21 protein-coding genes are annotated in these 25,674 nt (G+C 60.1%); 17 read left to right on the top strand and 4 right to left on the bottom strand.

Annotated elements, in window-relative coordinates:
• The first annotated feature begins 360 nt into the window (after nt 1-360).
• The 15 genes from PMI36_RS22975 to ureC all read left to right on the top strand — a co-directional run bounded on the left by PMI36_RS22975 (nt 361) and on the right by ureC (nt 14,722).
• On the top strand, nt 361-1,149 hold the full coding sequence (locus PMI36_RS22975) for an ABC transporter ATP-binding protein (RefSeq protein WP_008068980.1): 789 nt from the start codon (nt 361-363) through the stop codon (nt 1,147-1,149).
• A complete protein-coding gene (locus PMI36_RS22980) occupies nt 1,146-2,093 on the top strand; it encodes an ABC transporter substrate-binding protein (protein WP_008068978.1) in 948 nt (315 codons plus the stop codon). Before PMI36_RS22975 ends, PMI36_RS22980 begins: the two co-directional genes overlap by 4 nt.
• Nucleotides 2,090-3,100, top strand: coding sequence for a FecCD family ABC transporter permease (locus tag PMI36_RS22985; RefSeq protein ID WP_008068976.1), 1,011 nt, complete (start codon nt 2,090-2,092; stop codon nt 3,098-3,100). Before PMI36_RS22980 ends, PMI36_RS22985 begins: the two co-directional genes overlap by 4 nt.
• Nucleotides 3,101-3,614: 514 nt before the next feature.
• Nucleotides 3,615-3,986 (top strand): DUF6124 family protein, encoded by a 372-nt coding sequence (locus PMI36_RS22990; protein ID WP_008068974.1) that lies wholly within the window; start codon nt 3,615-3,617, stop codon nt 3,984-3,986.
• A gap of 448 nt (nt 3,987-4,434) precedes the next feature.
• Entirely contained in the window at nt 4,435-5,700 is a 1,266-nt protein-coding gene (urtA, locus tag PMI36_RS22995) for an urea ABC transporter substrate-binding protein (protein WP_007907378.1), read from the top strand.
• Nucleotides 5,701-5,862: 162 nt separating this feature from the next.
• Nucleotides 5,863-7,365 (top strand): urea ABC transporter permease subunit UrtB, encoded by a 1,503-nt coding sequence (urtB, locus tag PMI36_RS23000; protein ID WP_008068971.1) that lies wholly within the window; start codon nt 5,863-5,865, stop codon nt 7,363-7,365.
• Nucleotides 7,365-8,444, top strand: a complete 1,080-nt coding sequence (gene urtC, locus PMI36_RS23005) for an urea ABC transporter permease subunit UrtC (RefSeq protein WP_008068969.1) — start codon at nt 7,365-7,367, stop codon at nt 8,442-8,444. The genes urtB and urtC overlap by 1 nt, the downstream gene beginning before the upstream one ends.
• A complete protein-coding gene (gene urtD, locus PMI36_RS23010) occupies nt 8,441-9,310 on the top strand; it encodes an urea ABC transporter ATP-binding protein UrtD (RefSeq protein ID WP_007907372.1) in 870 nt (289 codons plus the stop codon). Before urtC ends, urtD begins: the two co-directional genes overlap by 4 nt.
• A 130-nt stretch (nt 9,311-9,440) precedes the next feature.
• The gene (urtE, locus tag PMI36_RS23015; RefSeq protein ID WP_007907370.1) at nt 9,441-10,139 is read left to right on the top strand and encodes an urea ABC transporter ATP-binding subunit UrtE; all 699 of its coding nucleotides are present in this window, start codon (nt 9,441-9,443) and stop codon (nt 10,137-10,139) included.
• Between the two features lie 30 nt (nt 10,140-10,169).
• Entirely contained in the window at nt 10,170-11,009 is an 840-nt protein-coding gene (locus tag PMI36_RS23020; RefSeq protein WP_008068965.1) for an urease accessory protein UreD, read from the top strand.
• Nucleotides 11,010-11,167: 158 nt separating this feature from the next.
• Nucleotides 11,168-11,470: an urease subunit gamma gene (gene ureA, locus PMI36_RS23025; protein ID WP_007907366.1), complete on the top strand. Its 303-nt coding sequence runs from the start codon at nt 11,168-11,170 to the stop codon at nt 11,468-11,470.
• A gap of 9 nt (nt 11,471-11,479) precedes the next feature.
• Nucleotides 11,480-12,013 carry a GNAT family N-acetyltransferase gene (locus PMI36_RS23030; protein ID WP_008068964.1) on the top strand — a complete coding sequence of 178 codons (534 nt, stop codon included), beginning with the start codon at nt 11,480-11,482 and terminating at the stop codon, nt 12,011-12,013.
• Nucleotides 12,014-12,019: 6 nt separating this feature from the next.
• A complete protein-coding gene (locus PMI36_RS23035; protein ID WP_007907362.1) occupies nt 12,020-12,553 on the top strand; it encodes a GNAT family N-acetyltransferase in 534 nt (177 codons plus the stop codon).
• Nucleotides 12,553-12,861, top strand: a complete 309-nt coding sequence (locus PMI36_RS23040) for an urease subunit beta (protein ID WP_008068963.1) — start codon at nt 12,553-12,555, stop codon at nt 12,859-12,861. The genes PMI36_RS23035 and PMI36_RS23040 overlap by 1 nt, the downstream gene beginning before the upstream one ends.
• A 160-nt stretch (nt 12,862-13,021) precedes the next feature.
• Nucleotides 13,022-14,722: an urease subunit alpha gene (gene ureC / locus PMI36_RS23045; protein ID WP_008068962.1), complete on the top strand. Its 1,701-nt coding sequence runs from the start codon at nt 13,022-13,024 to the stop codon at nt 14,720-14,722.
• 67 nt (nt 14,723-14,789) lie between these two features.
• On the opposite strand, the gene PMI36_RS23050 is transcribed toward ureC, so the two are convergent.
• On the bottom strand, nt 14,790-20,051 hold the full coding sequence (locus PMI36_RS23050; protein WP_008068960.1) for a dermonecrotic toxin domain-containing protein: 5,262 nt from the start codon (nt 20,049-20,051) through the stop codon (nt 14,790-14,792).
• Between the two features lie 241 nt (nt 20,052-20,292).
• Between PMI36_RS23050 and PMI36_RS23055 the strand changes: the two genes are divergently transcribed.
• Nucleotides 20,293-21,420 (top strand): sensor histidine kinase, encoded by a 1,128-nt coding sequence (locus tag PMI36_RS23055; RefSeq protein WP_008068959.1) that lies wholly within the window; start codon nt 20,293-20,295, stop codon nt 21,418-21,420.
• Between the two features lie 135 nt (nt 21,421-21,555).
• Here the strand turns inward: PMI36_RS23055 and PMI36_RS23060 are convergent, their stop codons facing one another.
• Nucleotides 21,556-21,861 carry a chaperone modulator CbpM gene (locus PMI36_RS23060; RefSeq protein ID WP_008068957.1) on the bottom strand — a complete coding sequence of 102 codons (306 nt, stop codon included), beginning with the start codon at nt 21,859-21,861 and terminating at the stop codon, nt 21,556-21,558.
• 24 nt (nt 21,862-21,885) lie between these two features.
• The gene (locus tag PMI36_RS23065; RefSeq protein ID WP_008068955.1) at nt 21,886-22,833 is read right to left on the bottom strand and encodes a DnaJ C-terminal domain-containing protein; all 948 of its coding nucleotides are present in this window, start codon (nt 22,831-22,833) and stop codon (nt 21,886-21,888) included.
• A 297-nt stretch (nt 22,834-23,130) separates the two neighbouring features.
• Between PMI36_RS23065 and PMI36_RS23070 the strand changes: the two genes are divergently transcribed.
• Nucleotides 23,131-24,405, top strand: a complete 1,275-nt coding sequence (locus tag PMI36_RS23070; RefSeq protein ID WP_008068947.1) for an Hsp70 family protein — start codon at nt 23,131-23,133, stop codon at nt 24,403-24,405.
• A gap of 137 nt (nt 24,406-24,542) precedes the next feature.
• Here the strand turns inward: PMI36_RS23070 and PMI36_RS23075 are convergent, their stop codons facing one another.
• Entirely contained in the window at nt 24,543-25,556 is a 1,014-nt protein-coding gene (locus PMI36_RS23075; protein WP_008068945.1) for an AI-2E family transporter, read from the bottom strand.
• Nucleotides 25,557-25,674 lie beyond the last annotated feature (118 nt).

Here is a 25,674-nt window from a genome sequence, read left to right as displayed (position 1 = left end):
GTAACGTTGTTCAGTGAGGCTGCCTACTCTCATAACTGATAGTTCCCCGATGCGCTCTTGCGATTAAAAGGCATCCACAGAGACAAACTGAATCCACCTCACCTTCAACATGAAACAGGCGAGATACGCATACGCGTAAAGCCAATACAATGACGGCCGGCAGTGGAATCCTTGGCAAACCGCCAAGCTCTTGTGGCGAGGGAGCTTGCTCCCGCTGGGTTGCGAAGCGACCCCAAAACCAGGCGCCCCGGTTTTCTCTGACACTGCGCATTGTCTGGTTTTGCGACTGCTGCGCAGCCGAGCGGGAGTAAGCTCCCTCGCCACAGGTGTGTGCTGACTTGAACGATCATCAGGAATGAAATGACCTCGCTGAACCTCACCAACCTCGCCTGGACACCCCTGGGCCACGGCCATTGCCATCACCAGTTCCAGCTGCGTGACGCATCGTTGCACGTGGCTGCTGGCGAGTTCGTCGGGTTGATCGGCCCCAATGGCAGCGGCAAGACCAGCCTGCTGCGTTGCGCCTATCGTTTCAGCAAACCGGAAAGCGGTGAGGTCAAACTCGACCACAACAACGTCTGGAAGCAATCCTCACGCTGGTGCGCGCAACGCATCGCCGTGGTGTTGCAGGAGTTCCCCGACGCCTTCGGCCTGACCGTGGATGAAGTGGTCGCCATGGGCCGCACGCCGCACAAAGGGTTGTTTGATGGCGACACCCTTGAAGACCGAAAACTCGCGACCCACGCCCTCGAATCGGTCGGCCTCAAGGGCTTCGAAGACCACGCCTTCGCCACCCTCTCCGGCGGTGAAAAACAGCGGGTAATCCTCGCCCGCGCCCTGGCCCAGCAACCGCAATTGCTGATCCTCGACGAACCGACCAATCACCTCGACCCGCGCTATCAGCTGGAGCTGTTGCAACTGGTCAAGCGTCTGCAGATCGGCACGCTGGCGAGCATTCACGATCTCAATCTGGCGGCAGCTTTTTGCGACCGGCTGTACGTGATCAATCACGGGCGCATCGTCGCCAGCGGTCCACCCAAAGAAGTCCTGACCGCGCAACTTTTGCACAACGTGTTCGGCGTCGACGCCCTGATCGACGACCATCCCTTGCACGGCTACCCACGAATCACCTGGATAACCCAACCATGACTTTGCGTTCCCTGCTGTGTCTCACTCTGTTGCTGGGCAGTGCCCAAGCTTTCGCCGAGGCCACGAAATACCCGCTGACCGTCCAGAGCTGCAACCGCGAAGTGACGTTCAAGCAAGCGCCTAAACATGCAGTCAGCCATGACATCAACATGACCCAGATGATGCTCGCCCTTGGCCTCAAACCACAGATGGCCGGCTACAGCGGCGTGACCGGCTGGAAGTCAGTGACGCCCGAGATGCAGACCATCCTCGATGGCCTGCCGGAACTGGCGGCCAAGTACCCGTCGGTGGAAACCCTGCTCAACGCCAACGTCGATTTCTTCTTCGCCGGTTGGGATTACGGCATGCGCGTCGGCGGCGATCTCACGCCGCAAACCCTGCAACCGCTGGGCATCAACGTCTACGAGTTGACCGAGTCCTGCGCGTTTGTGATGAAGCGTCCACCGGCCAGCCTGGAAGATACCTACAACGACCTGCGCAACCTTGGGGAAATCTTCGACGTGCAGGATCGCGCCAATGCCGTGATTGCCCAGATGCAGGCGCAAGTCGCCGAGGTGCGCAAGGATCTGCCGACGGACAAACCTCGGGTGTTTCTCTACGACAGTGGTGAAGATCGGGCCATGACTTCCGGGCGACTCGGCATGCCGCAGGCGCTGATCGACGCGGCGGGCGGGCGTAATATTCTCGATGATGTCGAGGCGAGTTGGACGCGGGTCAATTGGGAGAACGTGGTCGAGCGCAATCCGCAGGTGATCGTGATCGTTGATTACGGCGAAGTTACCGCGGAGCAGAAAGAGCAATTCCTGCTCAATAACCAGGCGCTGCAATCGGTGGATGCGATCAAGAACCAGCGTTTCATCGTCATCCCTTACGTGCAGGCCACGCCGGGGATCGATAACGTGCTGGCGGTCGAAACCCTGGCCAAGGGTTTCCACGGCGAATGATCGATCGTCGCTATGCCTTGTTGCTGACCGTCCTCGGCGCGCTGTTGCTGGTGTCGTGCGTAGTGTCGCTGGGCTTCGGCCCGGCGCGGGTGCCGGTGGACGTGGGGTGGCAGATTCTGCTGCACAAGGCGTTCGGTATCGGCGAGCAGAACTGGAGCGCCGGGCAGGAACACATCGTCTGGCTGATTCGCGTGCCGCGCATGTTGCTCGGCGCGCTGGTGGGCGCCGGCCTGGCGTTGATCGGTGCGGTGCTGCAAGCGGTGACGCGCAATCCGTTGGCGGATCCGCACCTGCTCGGGGTGACCTCCGGCGCCACCCTCGGCGCGGTGATTGTGGTGCTGCATGTCGGTGAAATCGTCGGGCTGCTGACCTTGCCGATTGCGGCATTTATTGGCGCGTTGTTGAGCATGTTGATTGTGCTGATGATCGCTAACCGTCATGGGCGGCTGGACAGTGATCGGCTGTTACTGTGCGGCGTGGCAGTGTCGTTCGTGATGATGGCGATTGCCAACCTGCTGCTGTTTCTGGGCGACCATCGCGCCAGTTCGGCGGTGATGTTCTGGATGCTTGGCGGGCTCGGATTGGCGCGTTGGGAATTGCTCGCGGTGCCGGCGGCGAGTGTGCTGCTTGGGTTGGTGTTGTTACTGGGGATGGCCCGGCCGTTGAACGCGTTGATGGCGGGTGAGCAGACTGCTGTGACGCTTGGCTTGAATGCTCGCACCGTGCGGTTGCGGGTGTTTCTGATTGCGTCGTTGATGACTGGGGTGTTGGTGTCGATCAGTGGCTCGATTGGTTTTGTCGGGCTGATGGTGCCGCACATTGCGCGGCGACTGGTCGGGGCCGAGCATCGGCGACTGCTGCCGGTGTGCGTGTTGCTTGGCAGTCTATTCCTCGTCTGGGTCGACGTCGCCGCCCGCACCCTGATCGCCCCCGAAGACCTGCCCATCGGCGTCGCCACCGCCGCGATTGGCGGATTGTTCTTCATCGGCCTGATGCGCCGCCGCTGACCCCTTCTCTACCAGATGTGCACAGCCCCCTGTAGGAGCTGCCGAGTGAAACGAGGCTGCGATCTTTTGATTTTGATTTTTTAAGATCAAAAGATCGCAGCCTCGTTTCACTCGACAGCTCCTACGGTAATCCGAGTCAGACGAGCATTCGGTGTCAGACGTGGGATTGGGGGCTGAATGCTGCTTTTGAATGTTTAACGGATGTGTCAAAACAGGGAACTTTCCCACGCCTTTTTCAGGTTGTTCGTCGGAAGCGAGCCCTCTAGTCTTGGGCTGTCGCTGACAACTCAGCGATCGGGTGTGAGAACCCGGTAGCCCTGTTAATCCAACATCAGTACCACCATAATTGCCACCAGCTTATCCGCTGTCTGCAATGCACTATGGCGGCTGTGTGCGGGCGGACTTCGGTCCGGCCGGGTTTGGGTGTTGACCGGTTTCTCACTCCGCACATAGCTGCCACCCCTTCGTCGCGTGAGAACGACAAAGGATGGCACCAATTGAGAGACAACCCCCGATGAGCAAGAAGATAGTTCCCGACCCACCCATCGATATCACCACTGCCGAAGCAGAAAAAACGCGCGACGACGACCTGCTCAAAGACCGCGAAGCCATAAAACGCGCCCTCGACTACTACCTCGATCCCCCGACGCAATACACCGAAAAACCCCGCCGCCCCAGCACCCTGTTCCTGGTTGCCCCGGATGTCGGCACCGAAAGCCTGCTGGCCCACGCCTGTGAATCGTTGGCCTCAGCGAGTGTCCTGGCCAGCGATTTCGCCAACAATCTGATCGGCCCGCAGCGCCATACGGCGATGGCAATCCAACAGGTCATCATGCTGGCGGAACTGGCGGTGAACCGAGCGCTGGACAACGTCGATCCGACGTAATCCCTGTGGGAGCGGGCTTGCTCGCGAAGACGGCAGCACATCCAACATCACTGTGACTTACACACCGCTTTCGCGAGCAAGCCCGCTCCCACATGGGTTCAACGTCATTCACAGACTCCGCGCACGACATACATCTACTGTGGGAGCGGGCTTGCTCGCGAAGACGGCGGCACATCCAACATCACTGTGACTGACACACCGCCTTCGCGAGCAAGCCCGCTCCCACATTTGATCTGCGGCGTCCGTAATGCTTGCGCCCCAATGTGGCGCATCTTCTCGCACCAACGCGCCAGACGCGATCCTTCATGGTGCGTCGCCCACACCCCGCAACCGCTCTAATACGACATTTCCTTGCCCTTCCCCGACCGGGCACAGCCCTTGCTAAAGACCCTTCAGTCGTCCGCATCTGCCAACCATAAAAAACTTTAACGTTCATGGAGATCGCACAATGAAGCGTCGCAGTTTGATCAAGGCTTTCACACTATCGGCAAGCATTGCCGCGATGGGCATGGCCTGGACGGTCCAGGCCGCCGAGACCATCAAGGTCGGTATTCTGCATTCGTTGTCCGGCACCATGGCGATTTCCGAAACCTCGCTCAAAGACATGGCGTTGATGACCATCGACGAAATCAACGCCAAGGGCGGCGTCAACGGCAAGATGCTTGAACCGGTGGTGGTAGACCCGGCATCGAACTGGCCGCTGTTCGCCGAAAAGGGCCGGCAGTTGCTGACGCAGGACAAAGTCGCCGTAGTGTTCGGTTGCTGGACGTCGGTGTCGCGTAAATCGGTATTGCCGGTGTTCGAAGAGCTCAACGGCCTGCTGTTCTACCCGGTGCAGTACGAAGGCGAAGAAATGTCGCCGAACGTGTTCTACACCGGCGCCGCGCCGAACCAGCAGGCGATCCCGGCGGTGGAATACCTGATGAGCGAAGAAGGCGGCAGCGCCAAGCGTTACTTCCTGCTCGGCACCGACTACGTGTACCCGCGCACCACCAACAAGATTCTGCGCTCGTTCCTGCACTCCAAAGGTGTGGCGGACAAGGACATCGAAGAGGTCTACACCCCGTTCGGTCACAGCGACTATCAAACCATCGTCGCCAACATCAAAAAATTCTCCGCCGGTGGCAAGACGGCGGTCATCTCCACGGTCAACGGCGACTCCAACGTGCCGTTCTATAAAGAGCTGGCCAACCAGGGCCTGAAAGCCACCGACGTTCCGGTCGTGGCGTTCTCCGTGGGTGAAGAAGAACTGCGCGGCATCGACACCAAACCGCTGGTGGGCAACCTCGCGGCGTGGAACTACTTCGAGTCGGTCGAGAACCCGCAGAACAAGAAATTCGTCGCCGACTGGAAGGCCTACGCCAAGAAACACAACCTGCCGGGCGCCGACAAAGCGGTGACCAACGACCCGATGGAAGCCACCTATGTCGGTATCCATATGTGGGCGCAAGCGGCGGAGAAAGCCAAGTCCACCGACGTCAACAAAGTCCGCGAAGCCCTGGCCGGCCAGACTTTTGCCGCGCCGTCCGGCTACACCCTGACCATGGACAAGACCAACCACCACCTGCACAAACCGGTGATGATCGGCGAGATTCAGGCCGACGGTCAGTTCAACGTTGTGTGGCAGACCGAAGGACCGATCCGCGCCCAGCCGTGGAGCCCGTTCATTCAGGGTAACGACAAGAAGCCGGACTATGCGGTGAAGAGCAACTAAGCCACTGGATGTCGGGCCGGATTAACTCTCCGGCCAGGCAAAATCCCCTGTGGGAGCGGGCTTGCTCGCGAAAGCGGTGTGCCAGGCGACTGACATGTTGAATGTGAGTCCGCATTCGCGAGCAAGCCCGCTCCCACAATGTCCGCGTCAAGGCGACTCTCTATGCCCACTGCCCTTTACCGCTTGATCCTCGCCCTCGCGCTGTTATTGCCGATGGCCACCCACGCCGGCGACGCCGAAGACTTCGTCGCGGCCAATCCCGTGCAGCAAGCCAAACTCCTGGAAACCTGGGCCGCGCAGCCCGATCCGGTTCGTATCGAATTGATCAACGCCCTGCAACAAGGTGAGTTGACCATCGATGGCCAACCAAAAACCCTGCGCCTGAACAATCGCCTGCGCGGTCTGATCGATACCGCGCTGGCCAGCCACCAATTGCTCGCCGCCGACGCCAAAATCCGCTTGGCCGCCGCGCAGCAATTGCAGAAAAGCGCCAAACCGGCGCAGTTGAAATTCCTCGACCAGCAACTGGCTGGCGAAAAAGATGAAACCGTTCACGCCGCCCTGAGCCTGGCGTTGGCCAATCTGCAACTGGTCGACACCGATCCCGCCGTGCGCCTCGCCGCTGTGCGCTTGCTCGGTGAAACCGGCGACCCGCTGGCCCGTACCCGCCTCGAAGGGTTGCTCGAACCCGGCGTCGAAGCCGATGCCAACGTGCGCACCGCCGCCGAAACCAGCCTGGCTCAGGTCAAACGCAAATTGCTGATCGGCGAGATGCTCGGGCAGGCGTTCAGTGGTATGTCCCTCGGTTCGATCCTGCTACTCGCGGCGCTAGGACTGGCGATCACCTTCGGCCTGCTCGGCGTGATCAACATGGCCCACGGCGAGGTGCTGATGCTCGGTGCCTACTCGACTTACGTGGTGCAGCTGATGTTCCAGCGCTTCGCCCCGCAAGCCATTGAGTTCTACCCGCTGATTGCCTTGCCGGTGGCGTTTTTCGTCACCGCCGGGATCGGCATGGCACTGGAACGCACGGTGATTCGTCACCTCTACGGCCGCCCATTGGAAACCCTGCTCGCCACGTGGGGCATCAGCCTGATGCTGATTCAGTTGGTGCGCCTGGTGTTCGGCGCGCAGAACGTTGAAGTGGCCAACCCGGCGTGGTTGTCGGGCGGGATTCAGGTGTTGCCGAATCTGGTGCTGCCGTACAACCGCATCGTGATCATCGCGTTCGCCTTGTTTGTGGTGGTGCTGACCTGGCTGCTGCTGAACAAGACGCGACTGGGCCTCAACGTGCGCGCCGTCACCCAAAACCGCAACATGGCCGCGTGCTGCGGCGTACCGACCGGGCGTGTGGACATGCTCGCCTTCGGCCTCGGCTCTGGCATCGCCGGCCTCGGTGGCGTGGCGCTGAGCCAGATCGGCAACGTCGGCCCGGACCTCGGTCAGAGTTACATCATCGACTCGTTCCTGGTGGTCGTGCTCGGCGGTGTCGGTCAATTGGCCGGTAGCGTGCTGGCTGCCTTCGGTCTGGGCATCGCCAACAAAATTCTCGAACCGCAGATCGGTGCGGTGCTGGGCAAAATCCTGATCCTCGCGCTGATCATTCTGTTCATTCAGAAACGTCCGCAAGGCCTCTTCGCACTGAAAGGACGGGTGATCGACTGATGAACCAGCCTCTGATGCTCACGGCCACACAAAAGGCCGGCCCCAAAGTCACGATTGCTGTCGGTGCGGTAATCCTCGTTCTGCTGATGGCGTTGCCATTGCTGTCGTTGTTGCCGGCGGACAGCACTTTTCATGTCTCGGCTTATACGCTGACCTTGGTGGGAAAGATCCTTTGCTACGCCATCGTCGCCCTGGCGCTCGATCTGGTCTGGGGTTACGCCGGCCTGTTGTCGCTGGGCCACGGTCTGTTCTTCGCCCTCGGCGGTTACGCGATGGGCATGTACCTGATGCGTCAGGCCTCGGGCGATGGCTTGCCGGCGTTCATGACCTTCCTCTCGTGGACCGAATTGCCGTGGTACTGGACCGGCACCAGCAGCTTCCTCTGGGCCATGTGTCTGGTGGTGTTGGCGCCGGGCCTGCTGGCGCTGGTGTTCGGTTTCTTCGCCTTCCGCTCGCGGATCAAAGGCGTGTATTTCTCGATCATGACCCAGGCCCTGACCTTCGCCGGGATGCTGCTGTTTTTCCGCAACGAAACCGGGTTTGGCGGCAACAACGGCTTCACCAACTTCCGCACCATTCTCGGGTTTGGCATCACTGAACCGGGGACGCGTGCGGTGTTGTTTTTCGCCACGGTGTTGCTGCTGGTGGCGAGCCTGTTCATCGGTTGGCGGCTGGCGCAAAGCAAGTTTGGCCGGGTGCTGACCGCGTTGCGCGATGCGGAAAATCGCCTGATGTTCTGCGGCTACGACCCGCGCGGTTTCAAGCTGTTCGTCTGGGTGTTGAGTGCGGTGCTGTGCGGCTTGGCCGGTGCGCTGTATGTGCCGCAAGTCGGGATTATCAACCCGAGTGAAATGTCGCCGACCAACTCCATCGAAGCCGCCGTGTGGGTGGCGCTGGGTGGTCGCGGCACGCTGATCGGCCCGCTGCTCGGCGCTGGTGTGGTCAACGGGATGAAGAGCTGGTTCACCGTGGCGTTTCCGGAGTACTGGCTGTTTTTCCTCGGCGCGCTGTTCATCGTCGTGACGTTGTACCTGCCCAAAGGCGTGATCGGGTTGCTGAAAAAAAGGGGTGAGCAATGAGAGTGACTGCAACGGCTGAATTCATGCTCGAACCGGCGTTTTTCCCCGTAGAGCCCAACAAAGATGCGGGTAGCAGCCGCGACGCCATCGGCCTCGGCCAACGCGTCGGTCCCGGCCTGAATACCCGTCACGGCACCATCCTGACCCTGGAAGACATCAGCGTCAGCTTCGATGGTTTCAAGGCGCTGAACGATCTGAACCTGTACATCGGCGTCGGCGAATTGCGCTGCATCATCGGCCCCAACGGCGCGGGCAAGACCACGCTGATGGACGTGATCACCGGCAAGACTCGCCCAAGTCATGGCAAAGCCTGGTTCGGTGAAACCCTCGATCTGACGCAGATGAGTGAAGTGCAGATTGCCCAGGCCGGCATCGGTCGAAAATTCCAGAAGCCGACGGTGTTCGAGGCCTTGAGCGTGTTTGAAAACCTGGAACTGGCGCAGAAAACCGACAAGTCGGTATGGGCCAGCCTGCGGGCTCGTCTCAGTGGCGAGCAGAAAGATCGCATTAGCGAGGTGCTGGAAACCATTCGCCTGACCGCCTCGGTCAATCGCCCGGCGGGTTTGTTGTCCCACGGTCAGAAGCAGTTTCTGGAAATCGGCATGCTGCTGATGCAAGACCCGCAACTGCTGCTGCTCGACGAACCGGTGGCGGGCATGACCGACGCCGAAACCGAATTCACTGCCGAACTGTTCAAGAGCCTGGCGGGCAAGCATTCGCTGATGGTGGTGGAACACGACATGGGCTTCGTCGGCTCGATCGCCGACCACGTCACCGTGTTGCACCAAGGCAGCGTGCTGGCCGAAGGGTCGCTGGAACAGGTGCAGGATAACGAGCGGGTGATCGAGGTGTACCTCGGTCGGTAAATTGCAAACACATTCCAATGTGGGAGCGGGCTTGCTCGCGAAGGCGGTATGTCAGGCGACTCAAATGTTGAATATGAATCCGTCTTCGCGAGCAAGCCTGCTCCCACAGGGGATTGAGGGGAATTTGAGAATGCTGCAAGTCGACAAGCTGCACCAGTACTACGGCGGTAGCCATATCCTGCGGGGCCTGACGTTTGAGGTGAAGGTCGGCGAAGTCACCTGCCTGCTCGGGCGCAACGGTGTGGGCAAGACCACCCTGCTCAAATGCCTGATGGGTTTGCTGCCAGCCAAAGAAGGCGCGGTGAACTGGGAAGGCAAACCGATCACCACGTTCAAGCCGCACCAACGGGTACATGCCGGCATCGCTTACGTGCCTCAGGGCCGGGAAATCTTCGGCCGGCTGACCGTGGAAGAAAACCTGCTGATGGGCCTGTCGCGCTTTCCCGGCTCCGAAGCCAAGGAAGTCCCGGCGTTCATCTACGAGCTGTTCCCGGTATTGCTGCAAATGAAACAACGGCGCGGCGGTGACTTGTCTGGTGGTCAACAACAGCAGCTTGCCATCGGCAGAGCATTGGCCAGTCGTCCACGCTTGCTGATTCTCGACGAACCCACCGAAGGCATCCAGCCGTCGGTGATCAAGGAAATCGGCGCGGTGATCAAGCAGCTCGCGGCTCGCGGTGACATGGCGATTCTGCTGGTGGAGCAGTTCTATGATTTCGCCGCCGAACTGGCCGATCAGTACCTGGTCATGTCCCGAGGCGAGATCGTGCAACAAGGGCGCGGCGAAAATATGGAAGCCGAAGGTGTCCGTGGTCTGGTTACGATCTAACCTGCAACCTCCTGACGATCATTAGAAATCATGAATTTACCTGCCCCCATCACGCTGTTCACCCCCAGCTGGCATGCCGAGCTGGAACTCGGCTACGCCCGTTTCGGCGACAGCACACGCCCGGTGCAGCGTCGCCACAAAGGCCCGCTGCGGGTGCAGAAGCATCTGTACGCCGAAGGCCCCGAGGTGTGTCAGCACATCATCGTCCACCCGCCGGGCGGGATTGCCGGGGGTGATCGGCTGGACATCTCGGCCAGCGTCGGCACGCATGCCTGGGCGCAAATCACCAGCCCCGGCGCCGCCAAGTGGTATCGCGCGGCCGGGCCGGCTTATCAGAAACTCGACCTGCGCGTGGCCGCCGGTGCTACGTTGGAGTGGCTGCCGCAAGAGACGATTATCTTCAGCGACGCTCAGGCGGAACTCAGCACCCGCATCGACCTTGAGGGCGATGCGCGGTTGTTCTACTGGGACGTGGTGGCGCTGGGTCGCCCGGCCAGTGGCGAGCGTTTCGATCTCGGACATTTTCAGGCGCATCTGGATATCCGGCGCGACGGCCAGTTGCTCTGGCACGAACGCCAGCGCATTGTCGGCAATGATGGTTTGCTGGATTCGCCGATAGGGCTGGATGGCCAACCGGTGTTTGCGACGTTGCTGGTGACGGGCGACATTGATAGCGAATTGCTGGAGAAGTGCCGCTCGCTGAGCAATGACGTGCGCGGGGATCTGTCGCAGTTGCCGGGGCTTTTGGTGGCTCGTTGCCTGGCCAGTGAAGCGCTGTTGGCTCGTGGTTGGCTGATCGATTTGTGGCGGTTGTTGCGCCCGGCGCTATTAGGCCGCGAAGCCATACCACCGCGAATCTGGAGTACCTGAAATGCGATTCAATGTGGGAGCGGGCTTGCTCGCGAAAGCGGTGTGGCATTCGACAATGATGCTGACTGACCCGCCGCCTTCGCGAGCAAGTGCGCTCCCACAGGTTTTTTATTCACAAATCCGAATACCTTTTTATCTGCCCAGATGGATTCCAAACGATGGACCTGACCCCACGCGAAAAAGACAAGCTGCTGATCTTCACCGCCGGCCTCGTGGCCGAGCGGCGTTTGGCTCGCGGCGTGAAGCTCAATTACCCGGAGGCCATGGCCTACATTTCCGCGGCGTTGCTCGAAGGCGCGCGTGACGGCCAGACCGTGGCCGAGCTGATGCATTTCGGCACCACCCTGCTCAGCCGCGAACAAGTGATGGAAGGCATCCCGGAAATGATCCCGGAGATCCAGGTCGAAGCGACGTTTCCCGACGGCACCAAACTGGTCACCGTTCACCAACCGATCGCCTGAGGCCGCGCCATGACTTACCACATCCGCGATGCGCTGCTCGCCGACCTGCCAGCGATCCGCGACATCTACAACGACGCCGTGCTCAACACCACGGCGATCTGGAACGAACAGGCCGTGGACCTGGGCAACCGCCAGGCCTGGTTCAGCGCCCGGCAAGATCAGGGCTATCCGATCCTGGTGATCGTCGACGGCGACAACAGCGTACTCGGCTACGCTTCATTCGGTGACTGGCGCCCGTTCGACGGGTTCCGCCACACGGTCGAGCACTCGGTGTACGTGCGCAACGACCAGCGGGGCAATGGCCTCGGGCCGCGACTGATGGAAGCACTGATCGAACGCGCCAAAGGCTGCAACAAACACGTGATGGTCGCCGCCATTGAAAGCGGTAACGGCGCCTCGATCCGGCTGCACGACCGGGCCGGTTTTGTCGTCACCGGCCAAATGCCGCAGGTGGGCACCAAGTTCGGCCGCTGGCTGGACCTGACCTTCATGCAACTGATTCTCGACCCGGGCGCAATGCCGCCCGGTCCCCACAAGGAGTGATGCCCCATGAACGCCGCCCAACTGCGCCGCGTCAACGTTGAAAGCTTTGCGCACTATCGTCAGGGTTTGATTGATTTGCTGCTCGACGCCGTCGGCTATGGCGCCAGCGTCGGGTTCATGGCGGATCTGGATGCGACCCAGGCCCGAGCTTATTTCGATGAAGTCCAGGAGAACCTGAACAAAGGCAACGTGCTGCTCTGGGTGGTGGTCAAGGACGAACAGGTACAGGCCAGCGTGCAACTGACGTTGTGCCAGAAAGCCAATGGGCTGAACCGCGCCGAAGTGCAGAAACTGCTGGTGCGTGAACACGCCCGTCGTCGTGGCCTGGGCCAACAGATGATGCATGCCGTTGAGCTCGCGGCCCGCCAACACAAACGCGGCATGCTCTACCTCGACACCGAAGCCGGCTCCCCCGCCGAAGACTTCTACAAGGCTTTGGGTTACACCCGCGCCGGCGAAATCCCCGACTACGCCTGCGACCCGAATGGCCGCTACAAACCGACCGCCCTCTATTACAAGATTCTCCAAGGAGCCCATTGATGATTCCCGGCGAATACCAGGTCCAGCCCGGCGACATCGAACTCAACGTCGGCCGCCGCACCCTCAGCCTGAAGGTGGCCAACAGCGGTGACCGGCCGATCCAGGTCGGCTCGCATTATCATTTTTTCGAAACCAACGACGCCCTGACCTTCGACCGCGCCGCCAGCCGCGGCATGCGCCTGAACATCCCCGCCGGCACCGCCGTGCGCTTCGAGCCGGGGCAGAGCCGCGAGGTCGAGTTGGTGGACCTGGCCGGGCATCGCCGGGTGTTCGGGTTTGCCGGGCGGGTCATGGGCGACCTCGATTGAAGATCAAAAGATCGCAGCCTCGCTTCGCTCGACAGCTCCTACAGGAAAACGCGATATACGGGGAAACACGATTCCCCTGTAGGAGCTGTCGAGCGGAGCGAGGCTGCGATAGCGAGCGACGCGAGCGGTCTCAAACACAATTGAATCCCAAGGCAAGCGCATGAAAATCTCAAGACAAGCCTACGCCGACATGTTCGGCCCCACCGTCGGTGACAAGGTCCGTCTGGCCGACACCGAGCTGTGGATCGAAGTGGAACAGGACTTCACCACCTACGGCGAAGAAGTGAAATTCGGCGGCGGCAAAGTCATTCGCGACGGCCAGGGCCAGAGCCAGTTATTGGCCGCAGAGGTCGTTGACACCCTGATCACCAACGCCCTGATCATCGACCACTGGGGCATCGTCAAGGCCGACGTCGGCCTCAAGGACGGGCGCATCGCCGCCATCGGCAAGGCCGGCAACCCGGACATCCAGCCGAACGTCACCATCGCCGTCGGCGCCAGCACCGAAGTCATTGCCGGTGAAGGCATGATCCTCACCGCCGGCGGCATCGACACGCATATCCACTTCATCTGCCCGCAGCAGATCGAAGAAGCATTGATGAGCGGCGTCACCACCATGATCGGCGGCGGCACTGGCCCGGCCACCGGCACCAATGCCACCACTTGCACTTCCGGTCCATGGCACCTGGCGCGCATGCTTCAGGCCGCCGATGCATTCCCTATGAACATCGGCCTCACCGGCAAGGGCAACGCCAGCCTGCCGGAACCGCTGATCGAGCAGGTCAAGGCCGGCGCCATTGGCCTCAAGCTGCACGAAGACTGGGGCACCACCCCGGCGAGCATCGACAACTGCCTGAACGTCGCCGACCAGTACGACGTTCAAGTGGCGATCCACACCGACACCCTCAACGAGTCGGGCTTCGTCGAAACCACCCTCGCCGCCTTCAAGGGCCGCACCATTCATACCTACCACACCGAAGGTGCCGGCGGCGGCCATGCCCCGGACATCATCAAGGCCTGTGGTTTCGCCAACGTATTGCCGAGCTCGACCAACCCGACCCGGCCGTTCACCCGCAACACCATCGACGAACACCTCGACATGCTGATGGTCTGTCACCACCTGGACCCGAGCATTGCCGAAGACGTGGCCTTCGCCGAAAGCCGCATTCGCCGCGAAACCATTGCCGCCGAAGACATCCTTCACGACCTCGGCGCCTTCTCGATGATCAGCTCCGATAGCCAGGCCATGGGCCGGGTCGGTGAAGTCATCACGCGCACCTGGCAGACCGCCGACAAAATGAAAAAGCAGCGCGGCCCGCTGCCTCAAGATGGCGAAGGCAACGACAACTTCCGCGCCAAACGCTACATCGCCAAGTACACCATCAACCCGGCGATCACCCACGGCATCAGCCATGAAGTGGGCTCGGTGGAAGTGGGTAAATGGGCGGATCTGGTGCTGTGGCGCCCGGCGTTCTTTGGCGTAAAACCGACGCTGATCCTCAAGGGCGGTGCGATTGCGGCAAGCCTGATGGGTGACGCCAACGCTTCGATCCCGACGCCGCAACCGGTGCACTACCGCCCGATGTTCGCCAGCTACGGCGGCTCGCTGCACGCCACAAGCCTGACGTTTATCAGCCAGGCGGCGCAGGAAGCCGGTTTGCCCGAAACGTTGGGCCTGAAAAAGAAAATCGCGGTGGTCAAAGGTTGCCGTGACGTGCAGAAAACCGATCTGATCCACAACGATTACCTGCCAAACATCGATGTCGATCCGCAGACCTATCAGGTCAAGGCCGATGGGGTGTTGCTGTGGTGTGAACCGGCAGAAACCCTGCCGATGGCTCAGCGCTACTTCCTGTTTTGAGTCGCTGATACGTCACAAGCAAAGGCCTCGAACATCTGTGTCGAGGCCTTTGGTTTTGCCCGCATTGCTAACGGTGTGCAACCCCAAGCAGCGCTAAGTGGGCCCGATCCATCGCTTGCCGGGTAAGTATTCTCAACCGTTGCCTGATTTGCTGATCGATGTCCTCCAGCGCCTGGGTGTAGTCATCGTCACTCATGAGCTGACCCTCGGCGAAGTCGTTTTCGTCGTTGCCCAACTCGCGACACAGCTGGTTGACCTGCACATCCAGGGCAGACTTCGCCTTCGGGGTAACCGCCTCGGCCCGACGTATCAACGCCTCCTGTAATTCGGTGATGGCGTCAATCCGTCGTTTCAAGCCATTCAGTTCATCAGAGTACGAAGTCTCCAGCCAGGTTTTCCAGACAGGTTGCTCAAGCAACCGATCCGGCAGCAGATCACCTTCCTCCAGCGCCACGATCCGCTCGAACGCCGCGTCGATCATCTGCCGGGTCACCCCGGCGATCTTGCGAAACTGCATGCCCCGGGCCTGCCATGGCAGAGACAGACGCTCGGCCAGGTCGGTCATGTAGGCCAAGTGGACTTCCACTTCATCGATCGTGCCGGTGACATCGCCATGTTCGTCAACCCGTCGGAACTGCTCGCCTGCCGCCACCCGCGCGGCGACTCGGTGACGGGCGATGGCGCCGATCTCATCGAGGCGAGATTTGCCCAGCGCCAGTTCCAGCAATTGTGGTTCGATCAGGTCCAGACGACCCAGGGCATAGGCCTCATGGATCAACACCTGCACCCCCATGGCGTTGAACAGTTGCGTCCCACCGTCCACGCATTCGGTGGGCGCGGCGGCTTCGGCGAATAACCTGACCCGCAGTTCGCTGTTCTGTGCCATGGCCTCGAGCATCCGCCAGACCTTGGCGGTCAAGTCCACCCGATAGGCGCCGCCGGCCGTGAAGTCGGCGGACTGGGTGAGCCTGCGGATTTCATTGAAGAACGGTAGCGAGTCGAACTCATCCTCAACGTCGTACCAGACTTCCTGCCCGGCCAGCCATTGCGACTCCGTCAGCCCCTGAGACCACTCCAAACTGTCCAGCGTGCCTCGGGGCGGATACAGACGTTCGGGGTCCAGGCCGACCGACTCGATGTATAACCTGAGGGTGTTCAGGTTGTCCGGCGAGATCCAGCGCGGCTCTTGACTGATCAAAGTGCGCGCCAACAATTCGGCGCGAAATGAGCCGGGAGCGACATCCGGTACCCGAGTGATCGGGTTATAGCGCAAATCCAGATGAATATTGTGTGGGCGCGGGTGAGAAAACAGACCCACAGGCCAACTGTCCAGACCCGTCTCGCTTAGCAACAGTGTCTGCAGGCCTGGCATCCGACTGACGTCAGGGTTGAGCTTCAACGGGTTGCCGCTCAAGTCTAAAGACCTCAGGCGGGTCAACCTCTTCAGACGTGCGACCGCCAGCACATCCAGTTCGATGCGGTTGTCATTGAGGTACAGATCGGTGAGATGGCTCATGTCACTGACCGCCTGAGGAATGGTGGTCAGCCGATTGCCTTGCAGGTTGAGCTGCCTGACCCGATGGAACGCCTCCAAAAAAGGCTCAGCCTGCGCAGTGAGCTCGCCATTGCTCAGGCTCAGCATGGTGACATGGTCAAAGTTGGCTTCCAGCTTCGGCAGGGTCGCCAGGTGGCGACCCATCATTGGAATGTTATCCAGCAGCAATGCCTGGGGCAGGACCACACCCGCTGCCTCGGGTCCCGGTAGCCCGGCTCGGCGCCAGCACTGCCTGATCGTTTTATAGAGCAGGTTTCGCGACCGCCCCTCAGCCAGACCCGCCGAGCTGAATCGAAACGAGGCGGTGGGCGATTTCAGCCAGCGTTGCAGCGCCCGGTTCAACTGATTGAACTCAGCCTCCAGCGCTGCAAGACGCTCATGCGCCGAGCCGCCATTCTGAGTGAACCCCGCCAGCAAGGTCTCGACCTGCTCTTGTGTGAACCCCGGATATAGCGAACAGGCTCGACGACGCAACCCCAAACCGTGCGGTGCTTGCTGTGCGTAACTTCGCATACCGCCACGAAGACGCATGATGGACGGATCATAAAAAGGCTTGAGAACAGGGTTTTCCAGCAATACAGGCTCAAATTGGTCGCGCACCAGCGGATGTGTCTGGATCCTGTTTTCCAGCCGTTGCGCCTCGTGGATATCAAAGCCCAGGGTCGTGCGCTGGGTATCGGGTAACGCGTGCAGCACCGCGGCATACAGTGTGTCGTCACCATGCAGGTGCTGATCGAGCGCATCCCGTGCCTGGTATTGGCCGCCTTCCCCGAGAATCAACAGCTTGCGCATCGGTGCGTCCACCGGGCCGATACTGTCGAATAACCGGCCTTGAGCCGAGTATTCGCGAATTTCCAGCCGCAGATCACTCGGCCAGCCTGGCAGGGTCTCAAGCGAGTGCAAGGCCAGCCGGGTCGTGTCGGTGCTGTACAGTTCTTTGAGGTATAGCCCTTCATAAGCGCGAGCCAAGCGTATTTGCTGCTCCGCGTGTCGGGCCTGTTGCGCCAGGTTCAGGGGTGTGCGTTGTTTCTCGTTCAAATGTTGCAAGTCCGCGGGATCTGCATGACGCAACAGATCCTCGGCCATGCTGATCGAGAGATCCGGATAGTCGCTTTTGAGCCGTCGCACCAACAGATTGTCCGAGCGTTCGCGACGCGAATACAGGTAATCGAAAAGTCGTCTTTGCGATTGTCGCGCCTGCCTGCCAAGCAGCTCTCGGGTGGCCTTGATACGCGCCTGGCGGTCACCGCCCAGCCATTCGCCAAGGAGTTCACGAAGCTCATGCTCATCAAGGAACTCGACAACCCGCTCAGGTAACATGCCGGCGACAAGCTCTTGTCGGCTCATGCGCAATGTATGCGCCGGTAACGCACTGGCAAAACCCTCCTTGATCGACGAGCCTGACAGATTCGCTGCGTCGAAAACCTCGATGGCCTTGCCCTCGGGCCAGCCCCGCACCTCAGTCATGAACCGCGGTACAAGCTCAGCCCATTCGTCATCGATCCGGTTGCCGAGAATTCGTCCTGCGCAATCCTCGGCATCGGCATACGCGTTAAAGCGCTTGAGCGTGTCGCGTAATGAGGCGGGCGGCGTTTCGTGCTCCACGTGGAGCCAGCGCAGCATATCCTCATGCACGCCGCTGACGACCGATATGTGTTCCAGGGTTTCATCGGAGAACCTATCCACTGAAGCCCCCAGACGCCGGAGCAACCGGCTCTTGTCCCATTCAAGCGGTTGATCGAGTTCGGTCTTCCAGCTGCCGGCGCCGTTGTGCTCCAGCAGCGGCTGATAAGCATCGGGCCGGCTCGGATGCTGGAGGCGATGCTGCCCGGTCTCCGGATCCTGCATCAACGCATAGCATTTGTCGTCGAGCCGCAGCAGGTCCTGTTCTTGATACCGCAACAGGCCCTCTTCGCTGACCGGTGCATCCACCGGCAAGACCATCGCTTGTTCATAGGGTTTCAGGTCCGGGTTCCACAACCGCTCCTTGCCGGCCACCTCCACCGGTTTGAGATCTTCGACAAATGGCGAGATGTTGATCGGGGCCAGCCTGCCGCTGGGCAAAACGTGCCCGGCGCCCATGAGCGCCAACTGCGCAAAGTTGATCAACACGCCGTTGATGTACGCCGAGGCCTGCGCCTTATCACCCTTACTCCAGTCTTCGATGCCCTCGGCCAGTTCCGCGAGCATTTGCGCGACCATGATTCCCAGCATGGCTTCGCCAAGACCGGGCACCAGCATCGCGGTGAAATTGAAGAGGTTCCAGCCAACCGACAGATAGCTGGTCAAGCGTTTGAAGCGGGCGGTGGCGTCTTCGTCGTCGGTCGGCACGGCGATGCATCGCGCATCGGCAATGGCCTTGTCGCGGCGTTCGAGAAACAGTGTCTGCCACAACTCACCGGTAATGAGATTGGTGAATGGTTCTGCGTTGGGGTTCTCGACCGCCGTTTCGCGCCACCACGGGCCCATGTCGAGAGGTTCGCGCTGCTGCCAGGTGAAGGTCGTGAGGCGCTCGTTGACCCGGGCAAAAAAGGGCCCTTTATCTTTGTGTGCCACAAATCGGCTGAAAAAGGTCTGGTACCCGGTATCTCGCAACTGCCCGAGCAGGGTTGTCATGAACGCGGCCAGCGATGGGTATTCCTTCAACGGCTGTTGCGGATCCTCTGGCACATAAGCGATCAGCGGACCGGATAAACGGCTCTGCCGGTAAATATCTTCTCTGCGCAACAGTTCATCGTCCACACCCTGCGCACCATTGGCAAAGAACGCCTGCAACAGTTTGTATTGCTCGTATTCTCGCCCTTGCAACACTGGAATGCGCTGCGACCAGTCCAGCCAGAACTTCAAGGTGACGGGGGTCAGGGCATCGATGGCGCGTTTGATCTGCGACGGTTCGCTGACCGCGCTGAACAACACGATGCCGGTCAACCTGAAACCCATCAGCGATAAACGATGAGCGTGCAACGGGCGGTCGTACAACGTGATACCCGCGCGGTTCTCACAGACATCGCACAGTTTGGCGTAGGCGTGATCGCTGATATCGCCCTTCAATCGGGCAACCAGCGCCGCCACCTGAAAGGCTGCCTTCTCGCTGGCGATTGAATCTTGCTGCAAGGTTCGCTGCGCTATGGGTGTTGCGGGCAACAGGATGGATTTGATGTGTTGCTGGTACTGCTCACCAATATTCAGACGTCGGCATAACGACGCAAACCTTGGCAACGTGATCTGCGGGACCCGCATAAGAACGCCACGGGCATCCTTGCGATAGATACCCGAGCTGCTGCGCCATGCATCTTGCCCGGTTTCAGACGTTTCGAAATTATGTAATGCCGCCTCCAACAAGGTAGATGAGCGGACGCGACTGGCACCGGTATCGATGCCAAAGATAATCTTGCTCGGCACTTCAAGTTGCACGACCCAATCATCAACGTTTTCGACCACATTAAAGTTTGCTTTTAATAACGCACCGAGCAGAGGCTCGGCGAATGCCTTTATCTCCTGTTGCAAATTAGCCAGCGTCTTGTCCAGCACGGCCTGCAAGCGCCAGCGTCGTTCAATCAGTGCTTTAAGCTGTTGGCGGTCAATGGCTCGCGCGTCGCCATACCAATCGGGAATCTGTGGATCCAGTTCCGTAAGGGCTTTCAACCTTGGCGCCGATGCACGCTTGATCGAGTCCGGGATAACACCGAGTACGCGACTGTAGTGCCTGCCGTTGTTTTCGATTTGAGACGCTTCAGACGTTTCCAGCGAATTGCTTCCATGCAAATCAGCCACTGTTCAATCACCTTGCTGTCAGGTTGGGAATCAACAGCTTTATTCACCCTCGGCAAAAACAAAAGACGAAATATCGGGTAAGCCCTCCTTGAAAAGGCACTGGAACCTTCGAAAATCATGTGGCCGAAAATACACAGATACCACCACGCAGCCGCGGGCCTATGCCAACCGGTGAGCGGTCTTCTTTTCGCAATCAAAAGCGCTACTATGCGACTCGCTGTCTCGCACTCAGGTAACCGCCATGCGCCTTTCCGAATTCATCGTGTTACACGTTGACCGCATCGTCGATGAATGGGAGCAATTCGCCAAAACCATCACCCCTGCCGCCGAATCCATGGACCGCACCGCACTGCGTGACCATTCAAGGTCGATCCTGCTGGCGGCTGCGCGGGACATGACCAAGCCCCAGAGCGCCAGCGAGCAGCTGGCCAAAGCCCGTGGCGAAGGCCCGGAAAAGACCCCGAGCCTGGACGAAGCCGGCGCCAGCCATGGCGAGCTGCGGCATACCGTGGGGTTTGACCTGGTACAGATGACCAGCGAGTTCCGCCATCTGCGCGCCTGCGTGATCCGCTTGTGGGTCAACAGCCTGGACACCCCCGACATCGCCTATTTCCAGGACATGATCCGTTTCAACGAAGCCATCGACGAAGCCCTGGCCGAATCTACGGCGGCCTATGCCGAGCAGGTCAATCATTCCCGGGACATTTTTCTGGCAATTCTTGGCCATGACCTGCGCGCACCGCTGCAAGCGGTAAGCATGTCCACCGAAATACTGATGCGTAAAACCAACCTTGAGGGCGACGCATTGACCTGCGCGCTCCACATCAAGCGTGGCACCCGCCACATGGCGGTGATGGTCGGCGATTTGCTGGAGCTGGTCCGCAGTCGCCTGGGCAAGAGCCTGCCGATCGAACCGGCGCCCATGGATCTGGCCGATACGGCGCGTGAAGCGATTGCCCAGGCCTGCGCCGCTCAGCCGCAATGCGATCTGACGTTGAGCGTCGAAGGCGATACCCAAGGTGTGTGGGATGGCCGAAGGCTGGATCAGATGCTGCAGAACCTGATCGGCAATGCCTTGCAACACGGTTCGAACAACAGCGCGGTCAAGCTCACCCTCAGGGGCGAAGCGGACAGCGTTCGGCTCACCGTGCACAACGACGGTGCGCCGATTCCACCCGAGGTGCTCCCCACGATCTTCGATCCGCTGGTACGCAATGCCGACGAAGCGCTTAACGGGCCAACCACCAGCCTTGGTCTGGGACTGTTCATCGTCAAGGAAGTGGTCAAGGCCCATCAAGGGACGATCGACGTCAGCTCCAATGAGGCTGATGGCACGATGTTTACCGTGGTGTTGCCAAGAAAGCTCTGACGGCGGTAGACCGCGTTATCGTTCTTCGCGAGCAAGCCCGCTCCCACATTTGATTTGTGTACGCCGCAAATCCCCTGTGGGAGCGGGCTTGCTCGCGAAAGCGTCCTCTAGGGCAACACAAAAACACCAGAACGACTACTCAACCACCAACCGCCCCAACCGCTGCTTGAGCATGCGGTTCTCGGCCCGCAGTTGCTGGACTTCTTCCAGCAGGTCCAGCGCCAGGGCGACGCCTTCCCATTCCAGCTCCAGGTCGCGCCGCAGCTTGGCGGCGCGCTTGCCCAGTGCCAGTTCATAATCGGTGAAACGCCAATCCTTGGGCTGTGCTCCCTGAGGTTCGAGGATGCCGTGTTCGACGATCTCGATCACATGCACGTCCGACAGTTCGGTCGCCTCGCAGAATTCCGCCAGGTCCAATAGAACGATCACGGGCTCGCTCATGATTGGCTACTCCTTATCTCAAAATCAAAAGTTCTCTCGCGGATCGAAAGCGGCTTTTTTCGCCAGCTCCTCCCACAATTCTTTGACGTCATGGTCGAGTTTTTTCGGCATCACTGCCTTGAGCTGCACGAACAGGTAGCCGCGGTGACCATGCTTGTGCAGCAGGCCGTGGCCCTTGGCGCGCATGCGCTGGCCATTCTGGCTGCCGGCCGGAACCTTGAGGTTGATCTTGCCGGTCAGGGTCGGCACCGCGACTTCGGTCCCCAGCGCCAGCTCCCACGGAGCCAGCGGCAAGGTGATGATCAGGTTCTCGCCTTCGACGTCGAATTTGGGGTGCGGCGCAAAACGGATGGTCAGGTACAAGTCGCCATTGGCTCCGCCACCGATGCCCGGAGCACCCTGGCCCTTGAGGCGGATGCGCTCACCGTCGGTCACGCCAGCGGGGATCTTCACGTTCAGGCTTTTACTGGTGTTGCTGACATGCTGGCCGGCAGCGTTGTAATGCGGCACCTGGAAGCTGACCTTCTTCGATTCGGTCGAGAGGGTTTCTTCCAGAAAAACCGGTAATTCCATTTCCACGTCTTGCCCTCGACGCCCGGCGCTATGGCCCGACCGTCCACCACCACCGAAACCCGGACCACGGTTGCCGAAGATCGAACTGAAAAAGTCCGAGAAATCGCCCGTGTCCTGACCACCACCCCCGAAACCACCGCGGCTCTGCCAACCCGGTGGGCCCTGAAAGGGCTGACCGTGGTGGCCGTATTTGCGCAAGTCGTCGTATTCGGCGCGCTTGTCGGCGCTTTTCAGCGCTTCATAGGCTTCCGAAGCGTCCTTGAATTTGGCCTCGGCGTCCTTTTCCTTGCTGACGTCGGGGTGGTATTTGCGCGCCAGCTTTCGATAGGCGGCCTTGATCGCCTTATCGTCCGCGGTCGGCTCCACACCGAGAATCTTGTAATAGTCTTTGAAGTCCATCGAGGGAATCACCATCCATTATCGAAATCGCGCAGCCAGGCACAGCATGCTCTTGTTTGCAGCGTTTGGATTGACCGATCTCAAGGTTGTGACCGGGCAGCGCATCAGAAGTTTATCGGCAGCAGGGCGCGGTTCTTGCAGTCGCCCCAGGGGTTGCCAAGTCTATGCAGGGAAGTTTGGGGGTGATTGGGCATCTTTCAAGCGCTGAGCACTGCGATTTAACGGATAGTCGGCCTACGAATCTTCGCCGCACTGACATACACTGCGCGGCCGTTTTTTAACCGGAACTTGAAAGACATGAAAAACGCATCTCCAGCCCGTGCCTGTGGTATCGACTTCGGCACATCCAACTCCACCGTCGGCTGGCTGCGCCCCGGCATGGAAACGCTGATCGCGCTGGAGGACGACAAGATCACCCTGCCCTCGGTGGTCTTCTTCAATATGGAAGAACGCCGCCCGGTGTACGGTCGGCTGGCGCTGCACGAGTACCTGGAAGGCTACGAAGGCCGGCTGATGCGCTCGCTCAAGAGCCTGCTGGGTTCCAAACTGATCAAGCACGATACTAGCGTCCTCGGCACGGCGATGCCGTTCAAGGACCTGCTCGGCCTGTTCATCGGCCAGTTGAAGAAGCGTGCCGAAGCCGCTGCCGGTCGGGAATTCGAGGAAGTGGTGCTGGGCCGGCCGGTGTTCTTTGTCGATGACGATGAAATGGCCGACCAGGAAGCGGAAAACACCCTGGTGGATGTGGCCCGCGCCATTGGTTTCAAGGACGTCTCGTTCCAGTACGAACCGATTGCGGCGGCATTCGACTACGAGTCGACCATCGAAAAGGAAGAGCTGGTACTGATCGTCGACATCGGCGGTGGTACCTCGGACTTCTCGCTGGTGCGCCTGTCGCCTGAGCGCCGCAACCACGACAACCGTCACGACGACATTCTCGCCACCGGTGGCGTGCATATCGGCGGGACCGATTTCGACAAGCAGCTGAGCCTGCAAGGCCTGATGCCGCTGTTTGGCTACGGCAGCCGGATGAAGAGCGGCGCCTATATGCCGACCAGCCACCACATGAACCTGGCGACCTGGCACACCATCAACTCGGTGTACTCGCAGAAGTCGACCCTGGCCCTGGGCAGCATGCGTTACGACATCGAAGACACCGGCGGCATCGATCGCCTGTTCAAGCTGATCGACCAGCGCGCCGGGCATTGGCTGGCCATGGAAGTGGAAGAAACCAAGATTCAATTGACCCACGCCGACAGCCGCCATGTGCCACTGGATCGGATCGAGCCGGGTTTGAGCGTGGAACTGAGCCGGGTACTGTTCGAATCGGCCATCGACAATCTGCTGGAGCGGGTGCGCAACAGCGTGACCCAATTGCTGGCAGACGCCAATGTGCGGGTCGATCAGGTGGACACCGTGTTCTTCACCGGCGGTTCGAGCGGAATCCCGGCGCTGCGCAACAGCGTCTCGGCGATGTTGCCGAATGCGCGGCATGTGGAAGGGAACATCTTCGGCAGCATCGGCAGTGGGTTGGCGATTGAGGCGGCCAAGCGTTACGGCCCGATGGATTGACCTGAAAGACCGCGGCGCCTGCTTCGCGAGCAAGCCCGCTCCCACACTCGACCGCATTCCATCTGGAGGAACCCGGTCGAATGTGGGAGCGGGCTTGCTCGCGAAGGCGTCAGATCAGGCAATGCATATCGACCTGATCAAACCATCCCCACCTGCTTCAACTCACTCTTCAGATACGCGTAATAAATCGGCCCCGCCACCACCCCCGGCAGGCCGAATGCGGCTTCGAACACCAGCATTGCCAGCAGCAACTCCCACGACTTGGCACTGATCTGCCCGCCTACGATGCGCGCGTTGAGGAAGTATTCGAGCTTGTGGATAACGATCAGGTAACCCAGCGCCGCCACCGCCACCCAGATCGACAGCGACAAGCCGACGATGGTGATCAAGGTGTTGGAGATCAGGTTGCCGATCACCGGCAGCAGGCCGAGCAGGAAGGTCAGCACGATCAGGGTTTTGGTCAGCGGCAGCTTGATCCCGAACATCGGCAAGACCACCGCGAGGAAAATCCCGGTGAAGAAGGTGTTGAGCAGGGAAATCTTGATCTGGGCGAAAACGATGTTGCGAAACGCCTGGACCAACAGGTGCAAACGGTCGAACAGCGCCGCGGCCAACGGTCTGCGCTTGGTCACATCCGGCGCTCGCTGCAAGGCAATGATCGCCCCCAGCACCATGCCGATCAGCAGCGTCACGAACATGTGCGCCGCGTCCTTGCCCACCAGTTGCAAATCACTGAGGTGCTTGCTCATCCACTGACCGATGGCCACGCGAAACTCGGCGGCACTGGCCGGCAAATAAGCGTCGATGAACGGCGGCAACTGCCCGCGTGCGCGGTCGACCACGACCATGAATTTGTCGAGAGAAGCACCAGGGTTTTCCGCCTCGTGCAGCAGAAAACTGATCGCACCGGCAAAGATCAGCGCCAGCACGCTGACGACTAATGTCCCCAGCAACGCCACCGCCAGCCAGCGCGCACGGCGGCCTTCGATCAGCCGCTGCAATTGCGGCGTGAGCATGTTGACCAGTTCGAACACCAACAACCCGGCCAGCAGGCTGGGCAGTAATCGCAGAGGGAGCACCAGCAGCAAACCACCAAAAATGATGACCCAGCTGATAAGCAACAAGACCTGACGCTGAGAAAACGCTGACATACAGCCTCAAAACGAACGACGTAAAAGGATTGGCAGTCTGCCAGCGATCCGGGGCGAGCACTAGGGATTGTGTCGGTCGACCTTACCGGCCCCTTCGCGAGCAAGCCCGCTCCCACAC

Source organism: Pseudomonas sp. GM79, from assembly GCF_000282495.1.
Classification (GTDB): Bacteria; Pseudomonadota; Gammaproteobacteria; order Pseudomonadales; family Pseudomonadaceae; genus Aquipseudomonas.
The sequence above is the reverse complement of the archived record's forward strand: the minus strand, read 5'-3'. Positions and strand labels throughout refer to the sequence as shown.

Coding starts and splice junctions, on each gene's coding strand:
- PMI36_RS22975 (WP_008068980.1), top strand. CDS start 361: ATGACCTCGCTGAACCTCACCAACCTCGCCTGGACACCCCTGGGCCAC.
- PMI36_RS22980 (WP_008068978.1), top strand. CDS start 1,146: ATGACTTTGCGTTCCCTGCTGTGTCTCACTCTGTTGCTGGGCAGTGCC.
- PMI36_RS22985 (WP_008068976.1), top strand. CDS start 2,090: ATGATCGATCGTCGCTATGCCTTGTTGCTGACCGTCCTCGGCGCGCTG.
- PMI36_RS22990 (WP_008068974.1), top strand. CDS start 3,615: ATGAGCAAGAAGATAGTTCCCGACCCACCCATCGATATCACCACTGCC.
- urtA (WP_007907378.1), top strand. CDS start 4,435: ATGAAGCGTCGCAGTTTGATCAAGGCTTTCACACTATCGGCAAGCATT.
- urtB (WP_008068971.1), top strand. CDS start 5,863: ATGCCCACTGCCCTTTACCGCTTGATCCTCGCCCTCGCGCTGTTATTG.
- urtC (WP_008068969.1), top strand. CDS start 7,365: ATGAACCAGCCTCTGATGCTCACGGCCACACAAAAGGCCGGCCCCAAA.
- urtD (WP_007907372.1), top strand. CDS start 8,441: ATGAGAGTGACTGCAACGGCTGAATTCATGCTCGAACCGGCGTTTTTC.
- urtE (WP_007907370.1), top strand. CDS start 9,441: ATGCTGCAAGTCGACAAGCTGCACCAGTACTACGGCGGTAGCCATATC.
- PMI36_RS23020 (WP_008068965.1), top strand. CDS start 10,170: ATGAATTTACCTGCCCCCATCACGCTGTTCACCCCCAGCTGGCATGCC.
- ureA (WP_007907366.1), top strand. CDS start 11,168: ATGGACCTGACCCCACGCGAAAAAGACAAGCTGCTGATCTTCACCGCC.
- PMI36_RS23030 (WP_008068964.1), top strand. CDS start 11,480: ATGACTTACCACATCCGCGATGCGCTGCTCGCCGACCTGCCAGCGATC.
- PMI36_RS23035 (WP_007907362.1), top strand. CDS start 12,020: ATGAACGCCGCCCAACTGCGCCGCGTCAACGTTGAAAGCTTTGCGCAC.
- PMI36_RS23040 (WP_008068963.1), top strand. CDS start 12,553: ATGATTCCCGGCGAATACCAGGTCCAGCCCGGCGACATCGAACTCAAC.
- ureC (WP_008068962.1), top strand. CDS start 13,022: ATGAAAATCTCAAGACAAGCCTACGCCGACATGTTCGGCCCCACCGTC.
- PMI36_RS23055 (WP_008068959.1), top strand. CDS start 20,293: ATGCGCCTTTCCGAATTCATCGTGTTACACGTTGACCGCATCGTCGAT.
- PMI36_RS23060 (WP_008068957.1), bottom strand. CDS start 21,861: ATGAGCGAGCCCGTGATCGTTCTATTGGACCTGGCGGAATTCTGCGAG.
- PMI36_RS23065 (WP_008068955.1), bottom strand. CDS start 22,833: ATGGACTTCAAAGACTATTACAAGATTCTCGGTGTGGAGCCGACCGCG.
- PMI36_RS23070 (WP_008068947.1), top strand. CDS start 23,131: ATGAAAAACGCATCTCCAGCCCGTGCCTGTGGTATCGACTTCGGCACA.
- PMI36_RS23075 (WP_008068945.1), bottom strand. CDS start 25,556: ATGTCAGCGTTTTCTCAGCGTCAGGTCTTGTTGCTTATCAGCTGGGTC.